Source organism: Novosphingobium sp. BL-S-21, from assembly GCF_055521655.1.
Window position 1 is genome coordinate 932,627 of record NZ_CM145496.1, and the last position, 19,925, is coordinate 952,551.

The 19,925-nt window shown below is 66.3% G+C and carries 17 protein-coding genes and 1 other RNA gene; 5 read left to right on the forward strand and 13 right to left on the reverse strand.

All coding sequences use genetic code 11. The features are described 5' to 3' along the window. The 4 genes from ACZ1J6_RS12795 to hrpB all read right to left on the reverse strand — a co-directional run bounded on the left by ACZ1J6_RS12795 (position 1) and on the right by hrpB (position 5,155). The gene (locus tag ACZ1J6_RS12795; RefSeq protein WP_431566864.1) at positions 1-1,959 is read right to left on the reverse strand and encodes a DNA polymerase III subunit gamma/tau; all 1,959 of its coding nucleotides are present in this window, start codon (positions 1,957-1,959) and stop codon (positions 1-3) included. Between the two features lie 128 nt (positions 1,960-2,087). Further along, an RNA gene (ffs, locus tag ACZ1J6_RS12800) (signal recognition particle sRNA small type) lies at positions 2,088-2,182 on the reverse strand. Between the two features lie 180 nt (positions 2,183-2,362). Beyond that, entirely contained in the window at positions 2,363-2,641 is a 279-nt protein-coding gene (locus ACZ1J6_RS12805; RefSeq protein ID WP_134093082.1) for an ETC complex I subunit, read from the reverse strand. Between the two features lie 45 nt (positions 2,642-2,686). Continuing rightward, positions 2,687-5,155, reverse strand: a complete 2,469-nt coding sequence (gene hrpB / locus ACZ1J6_RS12810) for an ATP-dependent helicase HrpB (RefSeq protein ID WP_431566865.1) — start codon at positions 5,153-5,155, stop codon at positions 2,687-2,689. 141 nt (positions 5,156-5,296) lie between these two features. Here hrpB and ACZ1J6_RS12815 point away from each other — a divergent pair, with 141 nt between their 5' ends. Next, positions 5,297-7,243: a putative bifunctional diguanylate cyclase/phosphodiesterase gene (locus ACZ1J6_RS12815; protein WP_431566866.1), complete on the forward strand. Its 1,947-nt coding sequence runs from the start codon at positions 5,297-5,299 to the stop codon at positions 7,241-7,243. Positions 7,244-7,304: 61 nt separating this feature from the next. Here the strand turns inward: ACZ1J6_RS12815 and ACZ1J6_RS12820 are convergent, their stop codons facing one another. From ACZ1J6_RS12820 to ACZ1J6_RS12835, 4 genes are all read right to left on the reverse strand, one after another. Further along, positions 7,305-8,069 carry an energy transducer TonB gene (locus tag ACZ1J6_RS12820; protein WP_207912816.1) on the reverse strand — a complete coding sequence of 255 codons (765 nt, stop codon included), beginning with the start codon at positions 8,067-8,069 and terminating at the stop codon, positions 7,305-7,307. Between the two features lie 149 nt (positions 8,070-8,218). Further along, a complete protein-coding gene (locus ACZ1J6_RS12825) occupies positions 8,219-9,292 on the reverse strand; it encodes a linear amide C-N hydrolase (RefSeq protein WP_465128112.1) in 1,074 nt (357 codons plus the stop codon). Positions 9,293-9,321: 29 nt separating this feature from the next. Then, positions 9,322-10,227: a hypothetical protein gene (locus ACZ1J6_RS12830; protein WP_465128113.1), complete on the reverse strand. Its 906-nt coding sequence runs from the start codon at positions 10,225-10,227 to the stop codon at positions 9,322-9,324. Positions 10,228-10,452: 225 nt separating this feature from the next. Beyond that, positions 10,453-11,469 (reverse strand): polyprenyl synthetase family protein, encoded by a 1,017-nt coding sequence (locus tag ACZ1J6_RS12835; RefSeq protein ID WP_132263255.1) that lies wholly within the window; start codon positions 11,467-11,469, stop codon positions 10,453-10,455. Positions 11,470-11,577: 108 nt separating this feature from the next. On the opposite strand from ACZ1J6_RS12835, the gene ACZ1J6_RS12840 reads away from it, so the two are divergent. Next, the gene (locus ACZ1J6_RS12840) at positions 11,578-11,880 is read left to right on the forward strand and encodes a chorismate mutase (RefSeq protein WP_132263256.1); all 303 of its coding nucleotides are present in this window, start codon (positions 11,578-11,580) and stop codon (positions 11,878-11,880) included. Between the two features lie 94 nt (positions 11,881-11,974). Here the strand turns inward: ACZ1J6_RS12840 and ACZ1J6_RS12845 are convergent, their stop codons facing one another. The 4 genes from ACZ1J6_RS12845 to ACZ1J6_RS12860 form a co-directional block, all read right to left on the reverse strand. Further along, a complete protein-coding gene (locus ACZ1J6_RS12845; protein WP_132263258.1) occupies positions 11,975-12,178 on the reverse strand; it encodes a hypothetical protein in 204 nt (67 codons plus the stop codon). 135 nt (positions 12,179-12,313) lie between these two features. After that, entirely contained in the window at positions 12,314-13,630 is a 1,317-nt protein-coding gene (locus tag ACZ1J6_RS12850; RefSeq protein WP_132264152.1) for a sensor histidine kinase, read from the reverse strand. A gap of 187 nt (positions 13,631-13,817) precedes the next feature. Beyond that, complete coding sequence (locus ACZ1J6_RS12855) at positions 13,818-14,495, reverse strand: response regulator transcription factor (protein WP_021232972.1); 678 nt, start codon at positions 14,493-14,495, stop codon at positions 13,818-13,820. A 146-nt stretch (positions 14,496-14,641) separates the two neighbouring features. Further along, positions 14,642-14,965: a PepSY domain-containing protein gene (locus ACZ1J6_RS12860; protein ID WP_314465700.1), complete on the reverse strand. Its 324-nt coding sequence runs from the start codon at positions 14,963-14,965 to the stop codon at positions 14,642-14,644. A gap of 152 nt (positions 14,966-15,117) precedes the next feature. Here ACZ1J6_RS12860 and ACZ1J6_RS12865 point away from each other — a divergent pair, with 152 nt between their 5' ends. The 3 genes from ACZ1J6_RS12865 (at position 15,118) to ACZ1J6_RS12875 (ending at position 18,869) form a co-directional block, all read left to right on the forward strand. Further along, on the forward strand, positions 15,118-16,911 hold the full coding sequence (locus ACZ1J6_RS12865) for an ABC-F family ATP-binding cassette domain-containing protein (protein ID WP_132263261.1): 1,794 nt from the start codon (positions 15,118-15,120) through the stop codon (positions 16,909-16,911). 150 nt (positions 16,912-17,061) lie between these two features. After that, the gene (locus tag ACZ1J6_RS12870; protein WP_431566870.1) at positions 17,062-17,634 is read left to right on the forward strand and encodes a helix-turn-helix domain-containing protein; all 573 of its coding nucleotides are present in this window, start codon (positions 17,062-17,064) and stop codon (positions 17,632-17,634) included. Between the two features lie 23 nt (positions 17,635-17,657). Continuing rightward, positions 17,658-18,869 carry a glycosyltransferase gene (locus ACZ1J6_RS12875; protein WP_431566871.1) on the forward strand — a complete coding sequence of 404 codons (1,212 nt, stop codon included), beginning with the start codon at positions 17,658-17,660 and terminating at the stop codon, positions 18,867-18,869. 59 nt (positions 18,870-18,928) lie between these two features. Here ACZ1J6_RS12875 and secF read toward each other — a convergent pair whose 3' ends face one another. Continuing rightward, on the reverse strand, positions 18,929-19,915 hold the full coding sequence (gene secF / locus ACZ1J6_RS12880) for a protein translocase subunit SecF (RefSeq protein ID WP_132263267.1): 987 nt from the start codon (positions 19,913-19,915) through the stop codon (positions 18,929-18,931). Positions 19,916-19,925: the final 10 nt, after the last annotated feature.

Genomic DNA, 19,925 nt, shown 5'->3' on the forward strand with positions numbered 1-19,925 from the left:
TCAATGTCTCCAGTTCCGTCCGCCGCCGCCAACGGCAATCGGACGATCATCTTCGATAACTTCGGCTTGCGGGAAAGCGGCCTTGGTGGCCAGGATCAACGGATGCCGGTTCACGGCATCGCTTTCCGCGTTCTTCTTCGCCTCGGCCTGCTCCACCAGGGTGGGCGCGCCCTGCTCGCCGACCTTGTAGACCTCCCAGCGCTCGCCGGTGGCCTTGGTCAGGCAGGCGCGCAGGATGCCGGTGATGTCTTCGCTGAAGCCGGGCGGCTGCGAGAAGCGCAGCAGGCTGGCGCCCAGCTCGACCACCCGCACCTGCATGCGCATGGTATTGGCGCTGGAAAGCTCGCCCATATGCTCGACATCGTCGATCAGCTCTTCCCAGCGGCGCGCGATCATCTCCACACTGGGCGCCGGGGCAGGCGCGGCCGGGACGGGAGCGGCCTGTGCCATGCCCTCGCCCCCAGCGCCGCCTGTTTCCGGCGCACCGGAAGCGACAGGCACCGGCGCGGTAGCAGGGGCCCGCGCGGCCAGCTCTTCCAGCTTCTTCACCAGCGAGCCCGGGTCCGGCATGTCCGAGGCATGCAGGATCCGCAGCAGCGCCATTTGCGCGGCGACCAGCGGATCGGGCGCGGATTTCACTTCCTCGTGCCCCTTGAGCAGGAGCTGCCAGATGCGATGGACCTGCCCGGCCTTGAGCGACTTCGCCCAGCCTTCGATCGCCTCGCGTTCTTCCGCGGAATGGGCATCGTGCGCGCCGCCGGCGACTTGCGCCACGGCGATGCGGTGAACCAGGGTCATCAGCCCGCGCATGATCGCGATCGGCTCGACGCCCAGCGAGAACTGGCGCGCCACGAGTTCGAGCAGTTCGCCGCCCTTGCCGTCGAGAATCGCGGTGACGAGGCCGCGCTGCACGCTCTTGTCCGAAAGGCCGAGCATGTCGCGCACCTTCTCGGCCAGGACCTGCCCCTCGCCATCGAGATCGGCATGGGCGATGGCCTGGTCGAGGATCGAGAGCCCGTCGCGCACCGAACCTTCGGCGGCGGCGGCGACCATGGCCAGCGCCTCGTCCTCGGCTTCCACGCCCTCCAGGCCGCAGACCCGGGCGAAATGCGCGGCCAGCATCGGTGCCGGGATACGGCGCAAGTCGAAGCGCTGGCAGCGGGACAGCACCGTGACCGGCAGCTTGTCCACTTCGGTTGTCGCGAAAAGGAACTTCACATGGGCCGGCGGTTCCTCAAGCGTCTTCAGCAAGGCATTGAAAGCGTTGCGGGAAAGCATGTGGACTTCGTCGATGATGTAGATCTTGTAGCGCGCCGAAACCGCGGCATAGCGCACGGCCTCGATGATCTCGCGCACGTCGTCGACACCCGTATGCGAGGCGGCATCCATCTCGATCACGTCGATATGGCGGCCCTCGGCAATCGCCAGGCAGGGCTCGCACTGGCCGCAGGGATCGATGGTCGGGCCGCCCTGCCCGTCCGGGCCGATGCAGTTGAGCGCCTTTGCGATCAGCCGCGCGGTGGACGTCTTGCCCACCCCGCGCACGCCGGTCATCAGGAAGGCATGGGCCAGCCGGTCGCGCTTGATGGCGTTGGCCAGGGTCTGGACCATGGCTTCCTGACCGATCAGCTCGGCGAAAGTCTGCGGACGATACTTGCGCGCCAGCACCCGGTAGGGCTGCGCCGGAGCGGCCGCGGGCTTGCCGGATTCAGGCTTGGCCGGTTCCGCCTGGACCGGTTCGGCCTGGGCCGGCTCGGCCTTGGCGACAGGCTTGGACACCGCAGCCTCAGGCTTCGCTTCCGCCGGGGCCGGCGTCGATGCGACAGGCGCGGCGTCAGGCGCGCCGAACATCGACGCCTGACCGGCCTGTTCCAGCTCGGCTTGGGTCGGTGCGGGCGCCTCCTCCTCCTTGTCGTCCCAAGGGGGGGTATCGCCGAACATGTCGCGTGAATCGTCCATCGCGCGTAAACTAGGGACTGGGGACGGGAATGTCAGGGGAAAAGCAATTTGCTCCACAGCCCAGAGCCGAATCCCCCAACCGAAGCGCTGGGCATCGGCGGGTCCGGCAATCATGTTGCATGATGTGGGCTGAAGGAGCCGGGCGACCCGCCGCTATCCGTTGTGGCTGCTTCCTTCCGGACCTGACCAGGTTGGCGAACGCAAACGTCCACCCGACTCCCGGGCGGCCATATGGAGAGGCGCGCCCGGTTTGTCCAGCCCGGATTGTCGGGCTTTTCAACAGGGGCTTCGTGCGGGCCATGACGGCGGCGAGCCGTGCCGACGCCATAACGGCAGCGGCCCGCGTATCCTTGCCGGAAACGCGGGCCGATTTGCTCAGAAACGTGCGCCGCAGCGCAGCGGATCAGCGGAAGTTGTCGGCGTAAGCCTGGATCTTGAGGCGGCGCGGCGGGGTGCTGTGCACTTCGGCCTCGATACCGTAGCGCGCGGCATAGGCCTTGGCCTCTTCCAGATCCGGGAACCTCAGCGTGACCTGCTGCTGCATGTCGCCGGAACCGGCCCACCCCATCAGGGGATCGGGCTTCTTCGCTTCGGAAGGGGCGAACTCGAGGACCCACTGGTCCAGCAGTGCCTTGCCGGACTGCATGGCGTTCTTCGGGCGCTGATAGATGCGTGCACTCATGGCCGAGCGCTTTGCCTCCGAATCAGGGAGAGAATCAAGCGCAAATCACGTCTTCCCGGATGCTTCTCCTTTTGACCTCTCGAATGCGTTGCGCGTCTTGAGGCTGGGATCCTCGGTCCAGGGCGCGTCGGGCCAGCGATGTCGGGGATATCGCCCCTTCATGTCGCGCTGCACATCGCGCCAGGATCCGCGCCAGAATCCCGGCAAATCGCGGGTTGTCTGGATCGGACGGCCGGCAGGAGACGTCAGCTTGAGAAGGAGCGGCTGCGGCGGCTGGCCGAACGTCGGATGGCGGTCGAGGCCGAACAGGGCCTGAACCCGCACTTCCACGCTTGGCCCGCCCTCGTCCTCGTAATCGATGGCATGCGTGCTCCCCGCCGGACTGCGGAACTCGGGCGGAGCCAGCTTCTCCAGCGCTTGCTGGTCGTCCCAGGCCAGGCGATTGCGCAGCGATTCGGCCAGAGCGCCCTTGTCGATCGCATCGAGCCGCCGTCCGAGCAGCGGCCCCAGCCATGCGTCGAGATCGGCCAGCAGGGCCTGCTCGGAAAGCGCCGCGATCCCCGCGTAGCGCGCCCGGCGCAGCAGCGAGAGCGTGCCCTTGCCGAAAGGCACGAGGTCGAGCCCCTTCTCCCGCACCCGTTCGAGCAGGAACGCGGCGATGGCCACCGGATCGGGCGCCGGATCGGGGCCGCTGGCCAGCGTGATCGCGCCCAGCCGCCGTTCTAGCCGCGCCTCCACCCGGCCCTCAGCCTCGTTCCAGCGCAGGACGGAGCGGCGCTCGATCCGGTCGGTCAGGCCCTGCTCCACGTCCGTCGCCTCCAGCGACGCGCCGGACAGGATCCGCGCGCCCTTGGCCTGGCCCTGGGCGTCGCCGATCACCAGCCATTCGCGCGAGGCCAGCGGCGAGGCCGGGTCGAGCACGTAGCCCCTGCCCCCGGCGGAGAGCCAGTTCTCACCACTCGCATCGCGGCGGCGCGCAACCATGTCGGGCCGCCCCAGCGCCAGCAGAACGCCGGGAGGCACGTCCTGCCTGTCGTCCTCCCCTGCGATCAGCGCGCGGGCCCGGCGCGCCCAGCCCGCCGCAAGCTTGCGAGACGCTTCCGCCCGCGGCGAGCGATCGCCATCCCAGCGCGAGAGGCGCTGCGCCAGATCCTCGCTGCGGCCACCCAGCCCACGCTCCTGCAGCAGCAGGGCGAGCCGGGCCGCGACGGGGGCGGCGCCGCACTCGGCGGCATGAAGGATCATCGCCGCCTGCGCGGGGTCCATGGGCAGTGCCGCAACCTTGCGGCCGAAAGCCGTGATCCGGTCGTCTCCGTCCAGCGCGCCAAGGGCGGCCAGTTGCCGCCGCGCGGCATCCAGAGCGGGCGGCGGCGGGGGATCGAGCCAGGCCATCGCCGCCGGATCACCGCCACCCCATTGGGCCAGCGACAGGGTCAGCGGCGCCAGGTCGCTGGTGAGCATCTCCGGCGGGTCGAATTCGGGACGCCCGGGATGCGCCGCCTCTTCCCACAGCCGGTAGGCCGTGCCCGGCCCCTGTCGGGCCGCGCGGCCCGCGCGCTGGGCAGCCGAGGCGCGACTCGCGCGGTGAGTCGCCAGCCGGGTGACCCCGGCGGCCTTGTCGAATTCAGCCCGGCGCGACAGGCCGCTGTCGACGACCACGGAAACGCCCTCGAGCGTCAGCGAAGTTTCTGCAATCGCCGTGGAAAGCACGATCCGGCGGCGTCCCTGCGAGTCGCGGCGGATCGCCGCGCGCTGGGCTGCCGGCTCGCATTGGCCATGCAGAGGCAGGACGAGCGCGGCCGGCAGGCGTTCCGCCAGCCGCTCCGCCACCCGGTCGATGTCCCGCACGCCGGGGAGGAAGGCAAGAATGTCCCCCTCCTGCTCGCGCCATGCGGTGAGCACGGCGGACGTCATGGCATCTTCGATCCGCTGGTCGGGCGACCCGCCCAGCCAGCGGATCGCCAGCGGCCACGCCTTGCCCGCACTTTCGATCACCGGCGCATTCCCGCCCAGCAACCGTGAAAAACGCGCGCCGTCGATCGTCGCCGACATGACGACGATGCGCAGATCCTCGCGCAGGACCTGACTCGATTCGATGGCGAGCGCGAGGCCGAGGTCGCTGTCGAGATGCCGCTCGTGGGCCTCATCGAACAACACCGCAGAGACGCCGGACAGCTCCGGATCGGATACGATGGTGGCCACGAAGATCGCCTCGGTCATGACCACGATCCGCGTCCGGGCGGAGCGCTTCACATCGAGACGGGTGACGTAGCCGATCGTCTCCCCGGCCTTCTCGCCCAGTTGCTCGGCCATGCGCTCGGCCGCGGCACGGGCAGCCACGCGGCGCGGCGAAAGCAGGATCACCGTGCCCGTGCACCAGGGCTCCGCCAGCAGTGCCGGAGCCAGTGCGGTCGTCTTGCCGGCGCCCGGCGGCGCTATCAGCACAGCGTGAGGACCGTCACGCAATGCGGACAGGACTTCGGGCAATACGGCTTGGATGGGAAGGTCGCTCACGCACGACTCCTTAGTGCGCGTGGCGGGAGCGGGAAAGGCTCCAGCCTCACTGGACCCTGATCCGAAACGGATGAAATTGTTGAAGACGTCTACTCTTCATCAAGGAATCATACCTAAGCAAAACTCTCAGGAGTTCACGTTTTGCCTGACGCCAATGTAATCGAATACAAGATGCACCGCGCCGGGCATTACCCCTTGCCCGTGGCGCAGTACTTGCGCCTGCGCGAACGAATCCCGCCGCTTTACGGACTCTTGTCGGTCAATGCGGCCATCCTGGCCTATACGCATCGTGCGCTGGCTCCCGGATTTCTCACCCTTACGATCCCCGCCGTCCTCATCGCCTGCTGCCTGATTCGCATGCTGGTATGGCTGCGCCCCATCGGCCAGCGCGATCTGGAAGCGGATGTCGCGCTGCGGCGCATGCGCCGGGCGATCTGGCTGGCGCTGGTCTTCGCCATGGCTTTCGCCGTCTGGTCGCTCTGCCTCGACCGTTACGGCGGCCCTTACGAGCATGGCCATGTCGCGGTTTTCGTGTCCGTCACCGTACTCGGCTGCGTGTTCTGCCTGACGTTCCTGCCCACCGCCGCCCTGCTGATCTGCCTGACGGCACTGGGCATGTTCCTCGTCTATTGCGTGACGACGGGTTCGGCGACGCTCACCGCCGTGGCGATCAACATCGCGCTGGTGGCGGCCGTGATCCTCAAGATCCTGCGCGACACGTACGATTCGTTCGTCGAACTGGAGGTCGCCCAGCGCGACTTGCGCGCCGAACGCCGGCAGGCTCAGGCGCTGGGTGACGAGAACGCCCGGCTGGCGCAGACCGACGCACTTACCGGCCTGCCCAACCGCCGCTATTTCTTCGCCACGCTCGAAAACCTGCTGGAAAGCGGCGAAGACAAAGTCTTCTGCGTCGGCCTGATAGATCTGGACCGCTTCAAGCCCGTCAACGATACTTATGGCCATGCCCAGGGCGACCGGCTGCTCCAGGTCATCGGCACGCGCCTGATCGCGCAGTGCGATCCCAGCGTGACGATCGCCCGCCTCGGCGGCGACGAATTCGGCTTCATCGTGCCCGGTGGCCCCGACGAGGCGGAGGCGATCGCGCAGAAGTTCTGCGCCGCCATCCGCAGCCCGGCCCGGATCGGCGAAGTGACGATGGCCGTCGGCGGATCGGCGGGAATTGCGATCTATCCGGAAAGCGCGCGCACCGCGCATTCGCTTTACGACCGCGCCGACTTTGCGCTCTACCATGCCAAGAATCACCGGCGCGGCCAGTGCGTGCGCTTTTCCGATCACCTGGAAACCCTGATCCGCTCCGAGCAGGCACTCGATGCAGCGATGCAGAGCGCGGACCTCTCGCACGAACTCTCGGTCGCCTATCAGCCGATCATCGCCACCGAAAGCAACCAGCCAGTCGGCTTCGAATGCCTCGCCCGCTGGACCTCGCCCACGCTGGGCGTGATCGCGCCGGAAATGATGATCGCCGCGGCCGAACGCGTGGGCCGTGCCCGCGAAGTGACGGCGACCCTGTTCGATCATGCGCTCGATACCCTGGCCCGCCTGCCGCACCCTATCTCGGTCTCGTTCAACTTGTCGGGCCACGACATTTCGGACGCCGAGACAATCGGCACTTTGCTGGAACGGATCGAAACGAGCGGCAGCGACGCCCGTCGCCTGCTCTTCGAAATCACCGAGACGACCCTGATCGCCGAACTCGACACCGCTCGTATCGTCCTGGAGCGCCTGCGCGCCACCGGCGCCCGGATTGCGCTGGACGACTTCGGCACCGGCTATTCGAGCCTGTCGTCGCTGCACCAGTTGCCGCTCGACATGGTCAAGATCGACCGCAGCTTCGCGCCCCGGCTCGACGAGACCGTGGGCCGCCGCCTGATCTCGGCAATCCGTAACCTTGCGCGCGCGCTCTCGCTGGAATGCGTGATCGAAGGGATCGAGACCGAAGACCAGCTCCTCAGCGCCCGGATCGCCGGGTTCTCGCTGGCCCAGGGCTTCCACATCGCCCGGCCCATGTCGCTGGATGATATGCTGGCCCGGATCGAGACCTCTTCCAAGACCTGGCACATGGCCTGACCGGGCGGCTTGCCCGGGCGGCTAGGCCCGATTCAGTCCACCATCCGCTTTCGCGGCCCGTTCAGATGTCGCTCTTAGTCCCGTAGTCGATGCGGATGCGCACCCAGGTCCCCAGCTGCGGCTTGCCGTTGATGCGCGGCGGAAGAACCTCGAACTGCCAAGCCGCATTGAGCACCGCCCGGCCGAAGCCAGAGCCGCGCGGCGATTCGCCCAGGATCTGGCAATTGTCGACCTTGTAATGCTCCATGGTCTGGCAGGCGATCATGCCCCAGCCGGTATTGGGCCGCTTTTCCGGCAAGTACCCGCCAAGCTGCGCATCGGTGGGCCGGCGGAACCAGTCCGCGTTGTAGAGCGTCGCGCCGCCGGGGCCTTCGCCGGGGCCGTAAGTCCCGCCCGAACCGCCCGGTGCCGGAGCACCCTGCGCCAGCCCCTGCCCCTTCATCTTGCCGATATCCGCCGCGGCGAAGTCCTGGCTGGACATCTTGAGGAAGGTGAAAGCCGGCTTCTTCTCCACCGGCGTTTCGACAGGTGGCGTCGGCACTTTTTCCTGCACCACCGCGGCCTGCTGCTTCTGCTCGACCTTCTTTTCCTCGCGCTGCTTGGGCTGGGCCGGTTTGTCCCCGCCCTTGTCGCGATCATGGTCGACGACGTCGAACGTGGTCAGCGCGGTCGTCTTCTTCGCAAGTTCGGGAACGAGGCCCGTCTGGTAGATGGCCAGCAACAGCGCAAGAAGGATCAGCCCCGCGGAGAGGAACGATGATACGAGGCGTTGGCGCGGCGAGCCAGGTTGATAACCCGACGGCGCCTGCTCGGATTCGGAGGGCATGACGCGGCCTGAATAGGGTGCTTCCCCTGCCACCGCAATTGCGGCCTTATTGCAACTTCATTGCACGGTGGACTGTTGCGCGAAAAGCCCACCGTGCGAGCGATGCCGGGCGCCCGTCACCGTCCAACATCCTTGAAAATAGCGGAAATTCAGCCCGTCAAACCCAGGAACCGGAACGGTGCGTGGTCCACGAAGTCCTTGTTCGCCTCGCCCGAGAACGTGTGGTTCTGATCTGGACCGAGATCGAGCTTTTTCACTTTGCCCGTCTCCTTCGAGAAATCGATCTTCTTCAGGTCGACCCAGAAGGTGTTGGGCGTCAAAGCCGATTCGAAGAAGTACAGCTGTCGCTTGTGATCGAAGACGATGCGCCAGCGGGTGGATGAGATGTTCGGTTCTTCCGGCGTGTTGATGCCATAGGGCACCGAGGCATTGCGGATCACGCTGAACACCGCGGCGAGCGCCTTGTTGGGGTCCGGTTCCTTGGGAATGGCGTTGATATAGAAGGAAGCTCGCGCGAAGCGATCCGCCGCGCGGTTAGTGCCCGGCAGCATGGTCGTGCCGCCGATGCCTTTCCAGTAGGTATTGAGTGCCAGTTGCTCGTCGTAAGTCGGCGAATTGGTCATGACCTGGAACTGGCGACCGTGGTGGATCACCTGCTTGCCGCCGATATATTCGACGATGGCGCTGTCTCCCGTGGCGTCCGACATGGAGAGGTGCACGGTCGTCAGGCGGTCCTCGCCCGGCACACTGTCGGTGACGACCGTGAAAGGCTCCTTTTCGAACGCCGCCACGGCCTCGGCAACGGTCGCGAAGTTGTCGAGCGCATATTGCGCCCAGGCCGCGATCGTCAGCCCCGGCTTACCCTTGCCATCGAAATGCGGATATTCCGATTCGACCAGCCAGAGCATGTTGGCGTTGAGCCCTTTCTCGTTGACGCCGTCCGTGCTGGAGACGTCATAGCCGCTGACGACGACGCTGCCGTATTTCGAAGTCCACTTGATGGAATTGGCCCCTGCCTCGCCGGTCCGCGCCATGCCCCGCGGCAGGATCCACAAGTTGGAGACGATGTCGCTCTTCCAGTCCATCGAGCGGGCCGTGATGACGTTGTCGTTCGGCCCCAGATAGACTGCCCGCGTGCAGGCATCGGCGGCGACACCCGCGGTCAGCAGGCCCGGCAAGGCCAGCGCGCAAAGCGCCCGCCCGAATGTGGTCGTCATGCGCATCGGCAATTCTCCTCGTGGCAACGGAGCAATCAGAAGAGCATCGACAGTCCCATCAGCGGGCCGCGTTGCTGCATGTCCCAGACGAACTTGCCGCGCCCGGTGAAATCGGGCTGGTCGTAATCCTCGTAGATGAAGCGGTAGCCTGCCCGCAGGATCGTGCGCTGCCCGAAGACATGCGTGCGGTACCCCAGCATGGCGACAGCATTGACGCTGATGTCGGAGCCGGCGCCGAAGCCGCCCACGTCGGCCTGGGCGAACAGATTCCAGCGCCGCGAGAGATCGGCATTCATGCGCAGACCCACGAAGGGATCGACCCAGTTCGCCCCTTTCCCCGTCTGCAGGGCCAGGGGCCCGACGGCGGCGCTGGCCTTCAGGTCGGTCCAGCGCAGGCCTACGGTCGGTTCGAAAGAGACGTTTCGGGGACTGCCGAAGGCCGTCTCGCCGGGAAGCGGAACGATCCAGGCCTTGTAGTAGAACCCGCCCGCCACGCGCGTGGTGCGGATGCTGAGATCCACGGGCAGCGACAGCACCTGCTCGGTCTGCGAGGTCTTCACATGCTGGGCATCGAGATATCCGCCCCAGCGGCCGTTCACCGCTTCGACGGTCCCCATGGCCGCAAGGTCGAGATGGTGGAAGATATCGCCGAAGGGCAAATGCGCCTGTGTCTGCAACCCGGCCAGGCCAAGGTCGCCGCCAATGGAAGCGCCCCAGACATAAGGACTAACGATGAGCGTCCAGCCGGTGCCGCCGCGTCCGGCCGGAGGGGGTATTGGGACCCGCCCTTCATCGACGGTATCGACAGAAACGCCGCCGGCCTGAACGCCAGAGGCATCGTCCGGAGCACCTTGCGCCCTCGCCTCGGAAAGTCCGGCAAGCCCACAAAGCAGGATGCCCGCGAGAAGGAACCGAAATGAGGATCGACCACTTCGAACCAACGACGATCTCCCGAGGCAGGAACTCGTAACGCCGCGAACCTATAGCCATTGTCCTATAGTATCAACCGAATAGATCGACGCTTTACTCATTTACCCCGGCAGCCTCGTCGCAAAATTTCCAGCGCCATTAAAGTTACGCCAACGATAACTATCGGCAGAGCACATACGAAAACGCCGGACAGATGCTGCCCGGCGTCCGATAACGAAGATGGAAAAGCCCGAGGCTCAGTAGCGGCGCGCCACCGCGAACTCGACCGCTTCGCACATGGCCTCCCGCGCCGCGCCGGCGGGGAAGATCGAGAGCGAATCGATGGCCCGCTGGGCATAGAGACGCGCGCGTTCCCGCGTCGCCTCCACGCAGCCGTGGCGGTTGATGAGTTCCACGGCGTGGGCCAGGTCCTCATCCTCGGTGCGGAAACCGGCGATGGCGTCTTCCCAGAACTTGCGTTCCTCGGCATTGCCGCGCGCATAGGCCAGGATCACCGGCAGGGTCATCTTGCCCTCGCGGAAATCGTCACCCTTGTCCTTGCCCGATTCGGAGGCTTCCGAATCGTAGTCGATGGCGTCGTCGACCAGCTGGAACGCGATGCCGAGATTGCGACCGTAGGCGTCGAGCGCGTGCTCCTCCGCTTCGTTCTTTTCAGCAACTATCGCCGGAATGCGCGTGGCGGCGGCGAAGAGCGCCGCGGTCTTGGAACCGATGATCTGGAGGTAGTGCTCCTCGCTCGTCTCGATCCGGCGCTGGGCGGTCAACTGATCGACCTCGCCCTCGGCAATGATCGAGCTGGCCTTGGAGAAGATCTTGAGGACCTTGAGGCTGCCGTCTTCCACCATCAATTCGAAAGCGCGCGTGAACAGGAAATCGCCCACCAGGACCGTCGCGGGATTGCCGAAGACGATATTGGCGGCGGCCTTGCCGCGGCGCATGTCCGAACCGTCGACGACATCGTCATGAAGCAGCGTGGCGGTGTGAAGGAATTCCACGGCCGCGGCCAGCTTGTGATGGCGGGTGCCTTGATAGCCGCACAGCTCCGCCGCCGCGACCATCAGCATCGGGCGCATGCGCTTGCCACCGCCCGAGATCAGATGCCCGGCAAGCGCCGGGATGAGCGGAATCTCGCTCTGCATCCGGTCCAGAATGACGGCGTTGACGCTGTTCATGCCGGGAGCGGTGAGCGCCAGCATGGGAGCGAGGGTAGGCTGCGACCCGCGTGCGCGCAGGGGAATGACATCGGCACTCATCGACCCGCGCATTGCGCGTTCGGCGTCCGTAACGCAAGAGCGAATGCCACGGGACGGTCGAACGCCCCGACTGGAAGAGGCGGCGAACCCGTGCTAGCGGACCACGCGATGACCCAGGACACTCCCGCAGCCGACCTCGTACTCGCCGGTTTCCGTGCGAGCATCGACAATATCGACGCCGCTCTGATCCACATGTTGGCGGAACGCTTCCGGATCACCCAGGCGGTAGGCGCCTATAAGGCGAAGAACGACCTTCCCGCCTCCGACCCCGGCCGCGAGGAACGCCAGATCGTGCGTCTGCGCAAGCTGGCGGAAGACGCCCATCTCGACCCCGATTTCGGCGAGAAGTTCATCCGCTTCATCATCGACGAAGTGATCCGCCACCACGAGCGCGCGAAGAACCAGGCCTGAGCCCAGGTTCTCAGGGAATCGGATCCGTATAGGGAGCCGTCGTCCCGGGATGGCCCGGGACGGCAGCTCCTGAAGGAAAAGCTGGCCCGGAAGGTCAGTCTTCCACCAGATCCTGAAGCTTCGACATCAGCGTCTGGATACGCGTGGCCGCTTCGGTGAAGGTCGCCACGTCCTCGCGGTTGTTGTTGCCGCGCGCTTCCTTGGCAGCTTCTACGTAGCCTTCGAGATCGGCTTCGAGGGCGTCGACGATGATTTCGATCTCGTCCGACGACAGCGACAGGTTGATGGAATCGGTCATGAAAGGGTCCTTGATCTGGCAAACCGCGCCAATGGGGATGAATGAACGGAGCCGCAACCGCCTCTGCGCCGGTTCCCACGAAAATCCCGTCCGAAGCCGGATAAGGGAAGCCAGGCGCCGGATGGGATCGTGAACCTAGGCATCGACCCGCGGCAGCTTGAGCTTGACCAGCAAGCCGCCCAGGTCCTCGCTCTCGTCGAGTTCCACGGTGCCGCCGTAGATTTCCACGACATCGCGCACGATGGCAAGGCCCAGCCCGGTGCCGGGCTTGCCGGTATCGAGACGCGCGCCGCGATCGAAGATGCGGATACGCTCGGTTTCGGGAATGCCCATGCCGTCGTCCTCGATCCACACTTCGCACAAGCGCGAGGTGCGATCGGGATCCACCGTCACGAACACGCTGCCGCCGCCGTACTTGGCCGCATTCTCGATCAGGTTGCCGAGAATCTCCTCGAGATCCTGCTTTTCAAGGGCCACGACGGCGTCGTGATTGCCATCCAGGTCCAGCCGCGCCTGGTCGTAGAGCCGCTCCACAGCGCGCAGCACGGCCTCCAGGCTCGGCCAGACTTCCGCGCGCGATTGCCCGACGGCGCGGCGGCCGACCGCCCTCGCCCGCGCCAGATGGTGATCGACCTGGCGGCGCATGACCGCTGCCTCGCGAATCACGGTGTCCGAGAGATCGGGCGCCTTGGCCGTGGCCGCGTTCATCACCACCGTAAGCGGCGTCTTGAGCGCGTGAGCGAGGTTGCCTGCATGCATGCGCGCTTCCTCGGCCTGTCTTTCGGTATGGGCGAGCAGTGCATTCAGCTCGTCGACCAGCGGTTCCACTTCCTGCGGCAGCGGCTGGGTGACGCGGCTGGCCCCGGTCGTGCGCAGCTTCTGGATTGCGCGGCGCACATGGCGCAGCGGGAACAGGCCGTACCAGGTCTGCATGCCCGCCATGAGCAGCAGGCCGAAGCCCAGCGCGACGAAGCTATAGACGAGAATGCCGCGCACCATCTTGATCTGGTCGTTCAGATCGACCCGGCTGGCCGCGACCGTGAACATCCACTGGGCATCGCTGCCCGGCAGGATCACCGCCCGCTCCATCACGCGCAGGGGCTCGCCGGGAAACTGCGGGCTGTCATAGACGTGTTGCTGGGCGTCGAAATGCTCGGGCGGCACGTTGATGCTGCGGTCCCATAGCGAACGCGACGGGAAATCCTCATGGCCCTTGGCGCGAATCTGCCAGTAGAGCCCGGAATTGGGCTCCAGAAAGCGCTGGTCGCCCAGCGGACGGATGAAGAAGACTTCGCCGTCCGGCCCTATTTCCACCGAGCCGATCATGCCGGTGAGCATGTAGCCGAGCTGCTCGTCGAAATTGCGCGTGATGAGGCCGGTCAGCGTCCGGTCGAGCGCCAGTCCGCCGACCAGCAGCAGGATGAAGATCCATCCCGCAGCGATCAGCATCATGCGGCGCGCGAGCGAGCCGGTATTGGCGGCCCGCACCTGGGCGCCGCCGCTCTCTCCGGTTCCCGGCGCATGGGACCCGGCTTCGCTGGCCCCCGCCGCGCCGGCCCCCGCTACGCCGGCAGCCGCCGCACGGGACGCTTTCGTGCCGGATCCCGCTTCCGGGAGGCCCGGTTCCGGGGCTGACACGTCAGCCGCGGCCGGGTTCTGCGGGGTCGTCGAGGCTGTAGCCAAGGCCACGGATCGTCGTGATGACATCGGCACCCAGCTTCTTGCGGATGCGCGTGACGAAGACCTCGATCGTGTTCGAATCGCGGTCGAAATCCTGATCGTAGATGTGCTCGATCAGTTCGGTGCGGCTGACCACCTTGCCCTTGTGGTGCATCAGGTAGGACAGCAGCTTGTATTCCTGCGCGGTCAGCTTGACCGGCTCCCCGGCCAGGGTGACGCGGCCCGAACGGGTGTCCAGCCGCACGTCGCCGGCGGTCAGTTCGCTGGAAGTGTTGCCCGAGGCACGGCGGATCAGCGCGCGCAGGCGGGCGATCAGTTCCTCGGTCTGGAAGGGCTTGGCCAGATAGTCGTCCGCGCCGGCGTCGAGCCCGGCCACCTTGTCGGACCAGGAATCGCGGGCGGTAAGGACCAGGACGGGGAAATTGCGCCCTTCCCTGCGCCACATGCCCAGCACGGTAAGGCCATCGATCTCCGGCAGGCCAAGGTCGAGGATAACGGCGTCGTATTCCTCGGTCGAACCCAGGAAGTGGCCGTCCTCGCCATCGACGGACAAGTCTACGGCATATCCGGTCTGTTCCAGCGTGGTCTTGAGCTGGTTGCCGAGCGTGGGTTCATCCTCGACGATCAGGATGCGCAATTCGGTCTCTCCCTAAGAGGGCGGGCCCAATGAAAGTGGGCCGGTGGGGGCGGAGTTCAAATGGGGCGAAAGCCCGGCAGCGTCAAGCGACGGCCCCCGCGTTGGTTCCCGCGGATCGACGGGCCTGCGCTTCTACGCGGCATCGTTCAACGCGATTGGCCGATCACCCGCCCCGTGCGCGCGTCGACATCGACGTAGTAGACCTTGCCGCTCTGGATGAACTTCAGGCGATAGGCCATGGCGGCCGAATCGTAATCCGGGCCGAGATATTGCTTCCCGGACATGCGCGGCAGAACGATCTGCTCGATCTCGCGGATGGACAGGATGTTGCCGGCCCTGCGTTCGCGGCGCACCTCACCCTGCTCGCCGCCGGGATCGGCTGCATGCGCAGTCAGCGTGGGCACGACCGACCCGAAGGCCGCAAGAGCCAGCGCGGCAGGGGCCGCCAGGAAAGAAAGAGCCTGTTTCATATCGACTTGCTGCCTAAGCCCGCCGCCTTGAACAAGTCCTGAATGTGGCAGGAAGGCAGCGCCGGATCGGAGGTGTGGCCGAAAGTCCACGCTCGCAATGCCGCGCCGTGCGGCTTGCCAGCCCCCCGCCCGGCCCTGTAGGGCGCCGAGCCATGGCAATCGCACCTATTCTCAGCTGGGAAGGCCTCGGCCTGATCCAGGGCTCCGGCTGGCTCTTCCAGGACCTCGACATCAACATCGCCCCGCGCGATCGGCTGGCGCTGATCGGGCGCAACGGCGCGGGCAAGACCACGCTGCTCAAGCTGATTGCCGGCAGCGTCGATGCGGACAAGGGCACGCGCTCGGTCCAGCCGGGCACCCGCGTGGTCACGCTGGAACAGGACCCATTCTTCACCGGGTTCGACACCCTTCTCGATTTCGCCATTCACGGCGACGATGCCCCGCCGCGCCACGAAGTCGAATCGATCGCCGATCAGCTCGGCATCGACCTCTCGCGCGAGGCGAAGAGCGCCAGCGGCGGTGAACGCCGTCGCGCCGCCTTGTGCCGTGCCCTCGCCTCCGAGCCCGACCTGCTGCTGCTGGACGAGCCGACCAACCACCTCGACCTTGCCGCGATCGACTGGCTGGAATCCTGGCTGCAGCGCTACAACGGCGCTTTCGTCGTAATCAGCCACGATCGCACCTTCCTGACCCGCCTGACCAATGCGACGCTCTGGCTGGACCGGGGCAGCATGCGCCGCAGGGACATCGGCTTCGGCGGCTACGAAGCCTGGGAAAACGAGGTCTACGCCGAAGAGGAACGCGCCGCCCAGAAGCTGGACGCCAAGCTCAAGATCGAGGCGCACTGGCTGGAACGCGGCGTGACCGCGCGGCGCAAGCGCAACCAGGGGCGCCTTGCCAAGCTCTGGGAAATGCGGGCCCAGCGCGCGGCCATGATGGGGCCGCAGGGCGCAGCCAAGCTCGCCGTCGTGGCGGACGACAGCAAGACCAAGTCCGTCATCGTCGCCGAGCACGTCACCAAGACGTTCGGAACCGGAGAGGCCGCCCGCACGGTCATCAAGGACTTCAACTTGCGCATCCAGCGCGGCGACCGCATCGGCATCGTCGGCTCCAACGGCTCGGGCAAGACGACGCTGCTGAAGCTGCTGATCGGCGAATTGCAGCCGGATTCCGGCACCGTGACGCGCGCCGCCACGCTTGACGCCACCGTCATCGACCAGCAGCGCAGCCGCATGAGCCCGGAAATGCGCATTCGCGACGTCCTGGCCGAGGGCGGGGACTGGATCGACGTGGTGGGCGTGCGCAAGCACATCCAGGGCTATCTCAAGGACTTCCTGTTCGATCCCGGTCTGGTCGAGGCGAAAGTGGGCACGCTTTCGGGCGGCGAGCGCTCGCGCCTGCTGTTCGCCCGCGAATTCGCGCGAACATCGAACCTGCTGGTACTGGACGAGCCGACCAACGACCTCGACCTCGAAACGCTCGACCTGCTTCAGGAAGTGATCGCGGACTATAACGGCACGGTGCTGATCGTCAGCCACGACCGTGACTTCCTCGACCGCACGGTCAACGTCACGCTCGGCCTCGACGGCACCGGCCATATCGATGTGATCGCCGGCGGCTATGCCGATTGGGAGGCCAAGCGCCGCCAGCGCACCGCCAGCGGCAAGGCCAAGGCGAAGGAGAGCGCCAATACCGCCGCTCCGCCGCCGCCCAGGAAGGGCAAGCTGTCCTACAAGGACCAGCGCGACTACGAACTGTTGCCCAAGCGGATCGAGGAACTGGAAGCCGCCATCGCCCGCGACGAAGCGGCCATGGCCGATCCAGCGCTCTACACCCGCGATCCGGCGAAATTCGCCAGCCTGACCGCCGCCATCGACAAGTCGCGCGGCGAAAAGGAAGCCGCGGAAGAACGCTGGCTGGAACTGGCCGAACTGGTCGAGGGATAAGGGAGCCTGGTGCCTAGGCGCGGCAGGCGGGCAAGCCGCCGCGCCTGCCCGCCGTCCCTTGCCAAGACGGCTCTCCGCGGCGATGAGGGAAACCAGATCGGTTAGCCCTCCGCCAAGGCTGCGCCGGATCGGCAAGGGGCCAGCTTCTCGATGATCAACCGCATTCGCGACATCCGGCTTCAGAAGGGCCTGACCCTGGCCGATGTCGCTGCCGCGTGCCGGCCCGTCACGACCGCGCAGACCATCGGCCGCCTTGAGACGGGCATGCGCAACCTCTCGCTCGTCTGGATGAACCGGATCGCCCAGGCGCTGGGTGTCGATCCGGAGAGCCTCCTGCGCAGCGAGGCCAGCGAGCCGGTCATGGTCGTGGCTCTCCTCTCCGAAAGCGGCGCCGAAAGCCCGCGTCTCCGGCGCGAGGCCCTGCTGCCGAGCGATCTTGCCGCCGACCTGCCGTGGATGGTGATGGAAGTGGAGGCGACCTGCGGCGAATACCGCACCGGAGACCAGGTCTGGCTGCGACAGACGCCCCTGCACCAGGCTTCGCGCCTGCTGAACCGCGACGTGCTCGCCCCACTCCCCGGCGGCCGATTCGCATTCGGAAGGCTGATCGAGAGCGGCGGCGAGGCGCTGGTCCTGCTGCCCCCGATCAGCGGCCAGCCGCCCGTACCGGTGGAACATCCCCAGTGGCTGGCCGTTGCGGACATGCTCGTCAGAAAGCTCTAACTTTCCGCCTCTAAAGGGAAGCCATGCGCATCCTCTCCATTGCCACGCTGTTTCCGAATCCGGTGAAGCCGTCCTTCGGCGTCTTCGTCGGCAACCAGATGCGGGCGATCGTCGCCGGGGGCGAGGTGGACCTCACCATGGTCAGCCCCATCGGCATTCCGCCCTGGCCGCTGTCCCGCCGCCATCCCTACGACAAGCTCAGGCACATTCCCGAATCCAGCAGCATCGCCGGCTTCGAAGTGCACTATCCCAAGTTCACGCTGATCCCGAAGATCGGCGGCGATACCAATCCCGGCCGGATCGCCCGCGCCGTGCTGCCGCTCGTCCGCCGCCTCCATGCCGAGCGGCCGTTCGACCTGGTCGATGCGCAGTTCTTCTTCCCGGACGGCCCCGCCGCCGCGCTGATCGCGCGCGAACTGGGGCTGCCGCTCACCATCAAGTCGCGCGGGGCGGACATCCATTACTGGGGACAGCGCCCCGTTGCGCTCAAACAGATGCAGCGGGCGGCGCAGCAGGCCGCCGGAATGCTGGCGGTCAGCGAGGCCTTGCGCAGCGACATGATCGCCCTGGGCATGCCCGCCGAACGGATCGGCGTTCACTACACCGGCCTCGACCATGAGCGCTTCCACCCCGTGGCACGCGGCGCCGCCCGGGCACTCGTCTCGGCGATGCCCAACCTCGGGATCTGGTCGGAAGGGCCGCTGATCGTCACGCCCGGCTCGCTGATCCCGCGCAAGGGACAGCGCCTGGTGATCGAGGCACTCACTCACCTGCCCGGTGCGCGTCTCGCCCTTGCCGGCACGGGCGAGGACGACAAGTCGCTCCATGCCCTGGCAGACTGGCTGGGCGTGGCCGACCGGGTGCAGTTCCTCGGCCTCGTCGGCCACGACCTGCTGCCCCATGTCCTTTGCGCGGCCGACGTGCTGGTCCTGCCTTCGGCCAGCGAGGGCCTCGCCAATGTCTGGGTGGAAGGACTGGCCTGCGGCACGCCGATCGTCATCCCCGACATCGGCGGCGCCCGCGAGGTGGTGAAGGACGAAAGCGCCGGGCGCATCATCGCCGAGCGCACCCCCGAAGCGATCGCCGATGCCGTGCGCGACATCCTGGCCGATCCGCCGAGCCAGCAGGACGTTTCCGCGAACGTCAGCAGATTCTCCTGGGGCGTGAATGCCCAGAACCTCGTCCGCTTCTGGCGCGACGTGCTTTCGGGCGAGCCGGTCTACGCTGCGGCCTGATATGAAAAGGGCCGCTCCCTTGCAGGAACGGCCCTTTCGTCATCTTGAGGTGCTTCGGCTCAGGGCCGCGCGCCGCCCTCGCGGGCGAGGCGTTCCTGGCGGTCGATATCGGTTTCCGTCTTCACGAAGGAGTCCGACTTCACGCCCAGCCAGATCAGGATCGGCGCGGACATGAAGATCGAGCTGTAGGTACCGATGAAGATGCCCAGGGTGATCGCAGCGGTGAAGCCGAAGATCACGTCGGGGCCGAGCAGCAGCAGCGAGACGAGCATGATCAGCACCGAGAGCGAGGTCGCGATCGTGCGCGACAGCGTCTCGTTCACCGAGAGGTCGAGCAGCTCGCTCATCGGCATGCGGCGGTGCTTCTTCATGTTCTCGCGGATGCGGTCGTAAACGACGATCTTGTCGTTCAGCGAGTAGCCCAGCAGCGTCAGCAGCGCGGCGACGATGTTGAGGTCGAACTCCATCTGCGTCAGCGAGAACATGCCCACGGTCAGCAGGATGTCCTGCACCAGCGCGAACAGCGCGCCGGCGGCGAACTGCCATTCGAACCGGATCCAGATGTAGATCGAGATACAGATCATCGCCAGGCCGAGGGCGAGCATGCCGGTGTGGAACAGCTCGCCGGAGACTTTGCCCGAGACCGAGTCGACGCCGTCGACACGGGCGTCGGCGAAGTCATGACGCACCTTTTCGGTAATCTTGCGCGCCATGCCGTCGGCCAGCTTCGGGTTGTCCTCCGCACCTTCCGGCAGCTTCATGCGGACCGAGACTTCGTTGGGCTTGCCGAAAGTCTGGATCACCGGCTCGCCGAAGCCGAGCGAATCCACGCTGTCGCGCAGCTTGCCGACCGGCGCCGTGGCGCTCTGCTCGAACGTCACGCGGATCATCTGGCCGCCGACGAAGTCAACACCCAGGTTGAGGCCATGCGTGAACAGCAGCACGATCGATGCCGCCATCGCCAGCAGGTTGGTGATGAAGAACGGCCACTGCCAGCGCAGGAAGTGGATGTTCGTGTGATCGGGAATGAGCTTGAGGAGCTTCATGCGCCAGTAC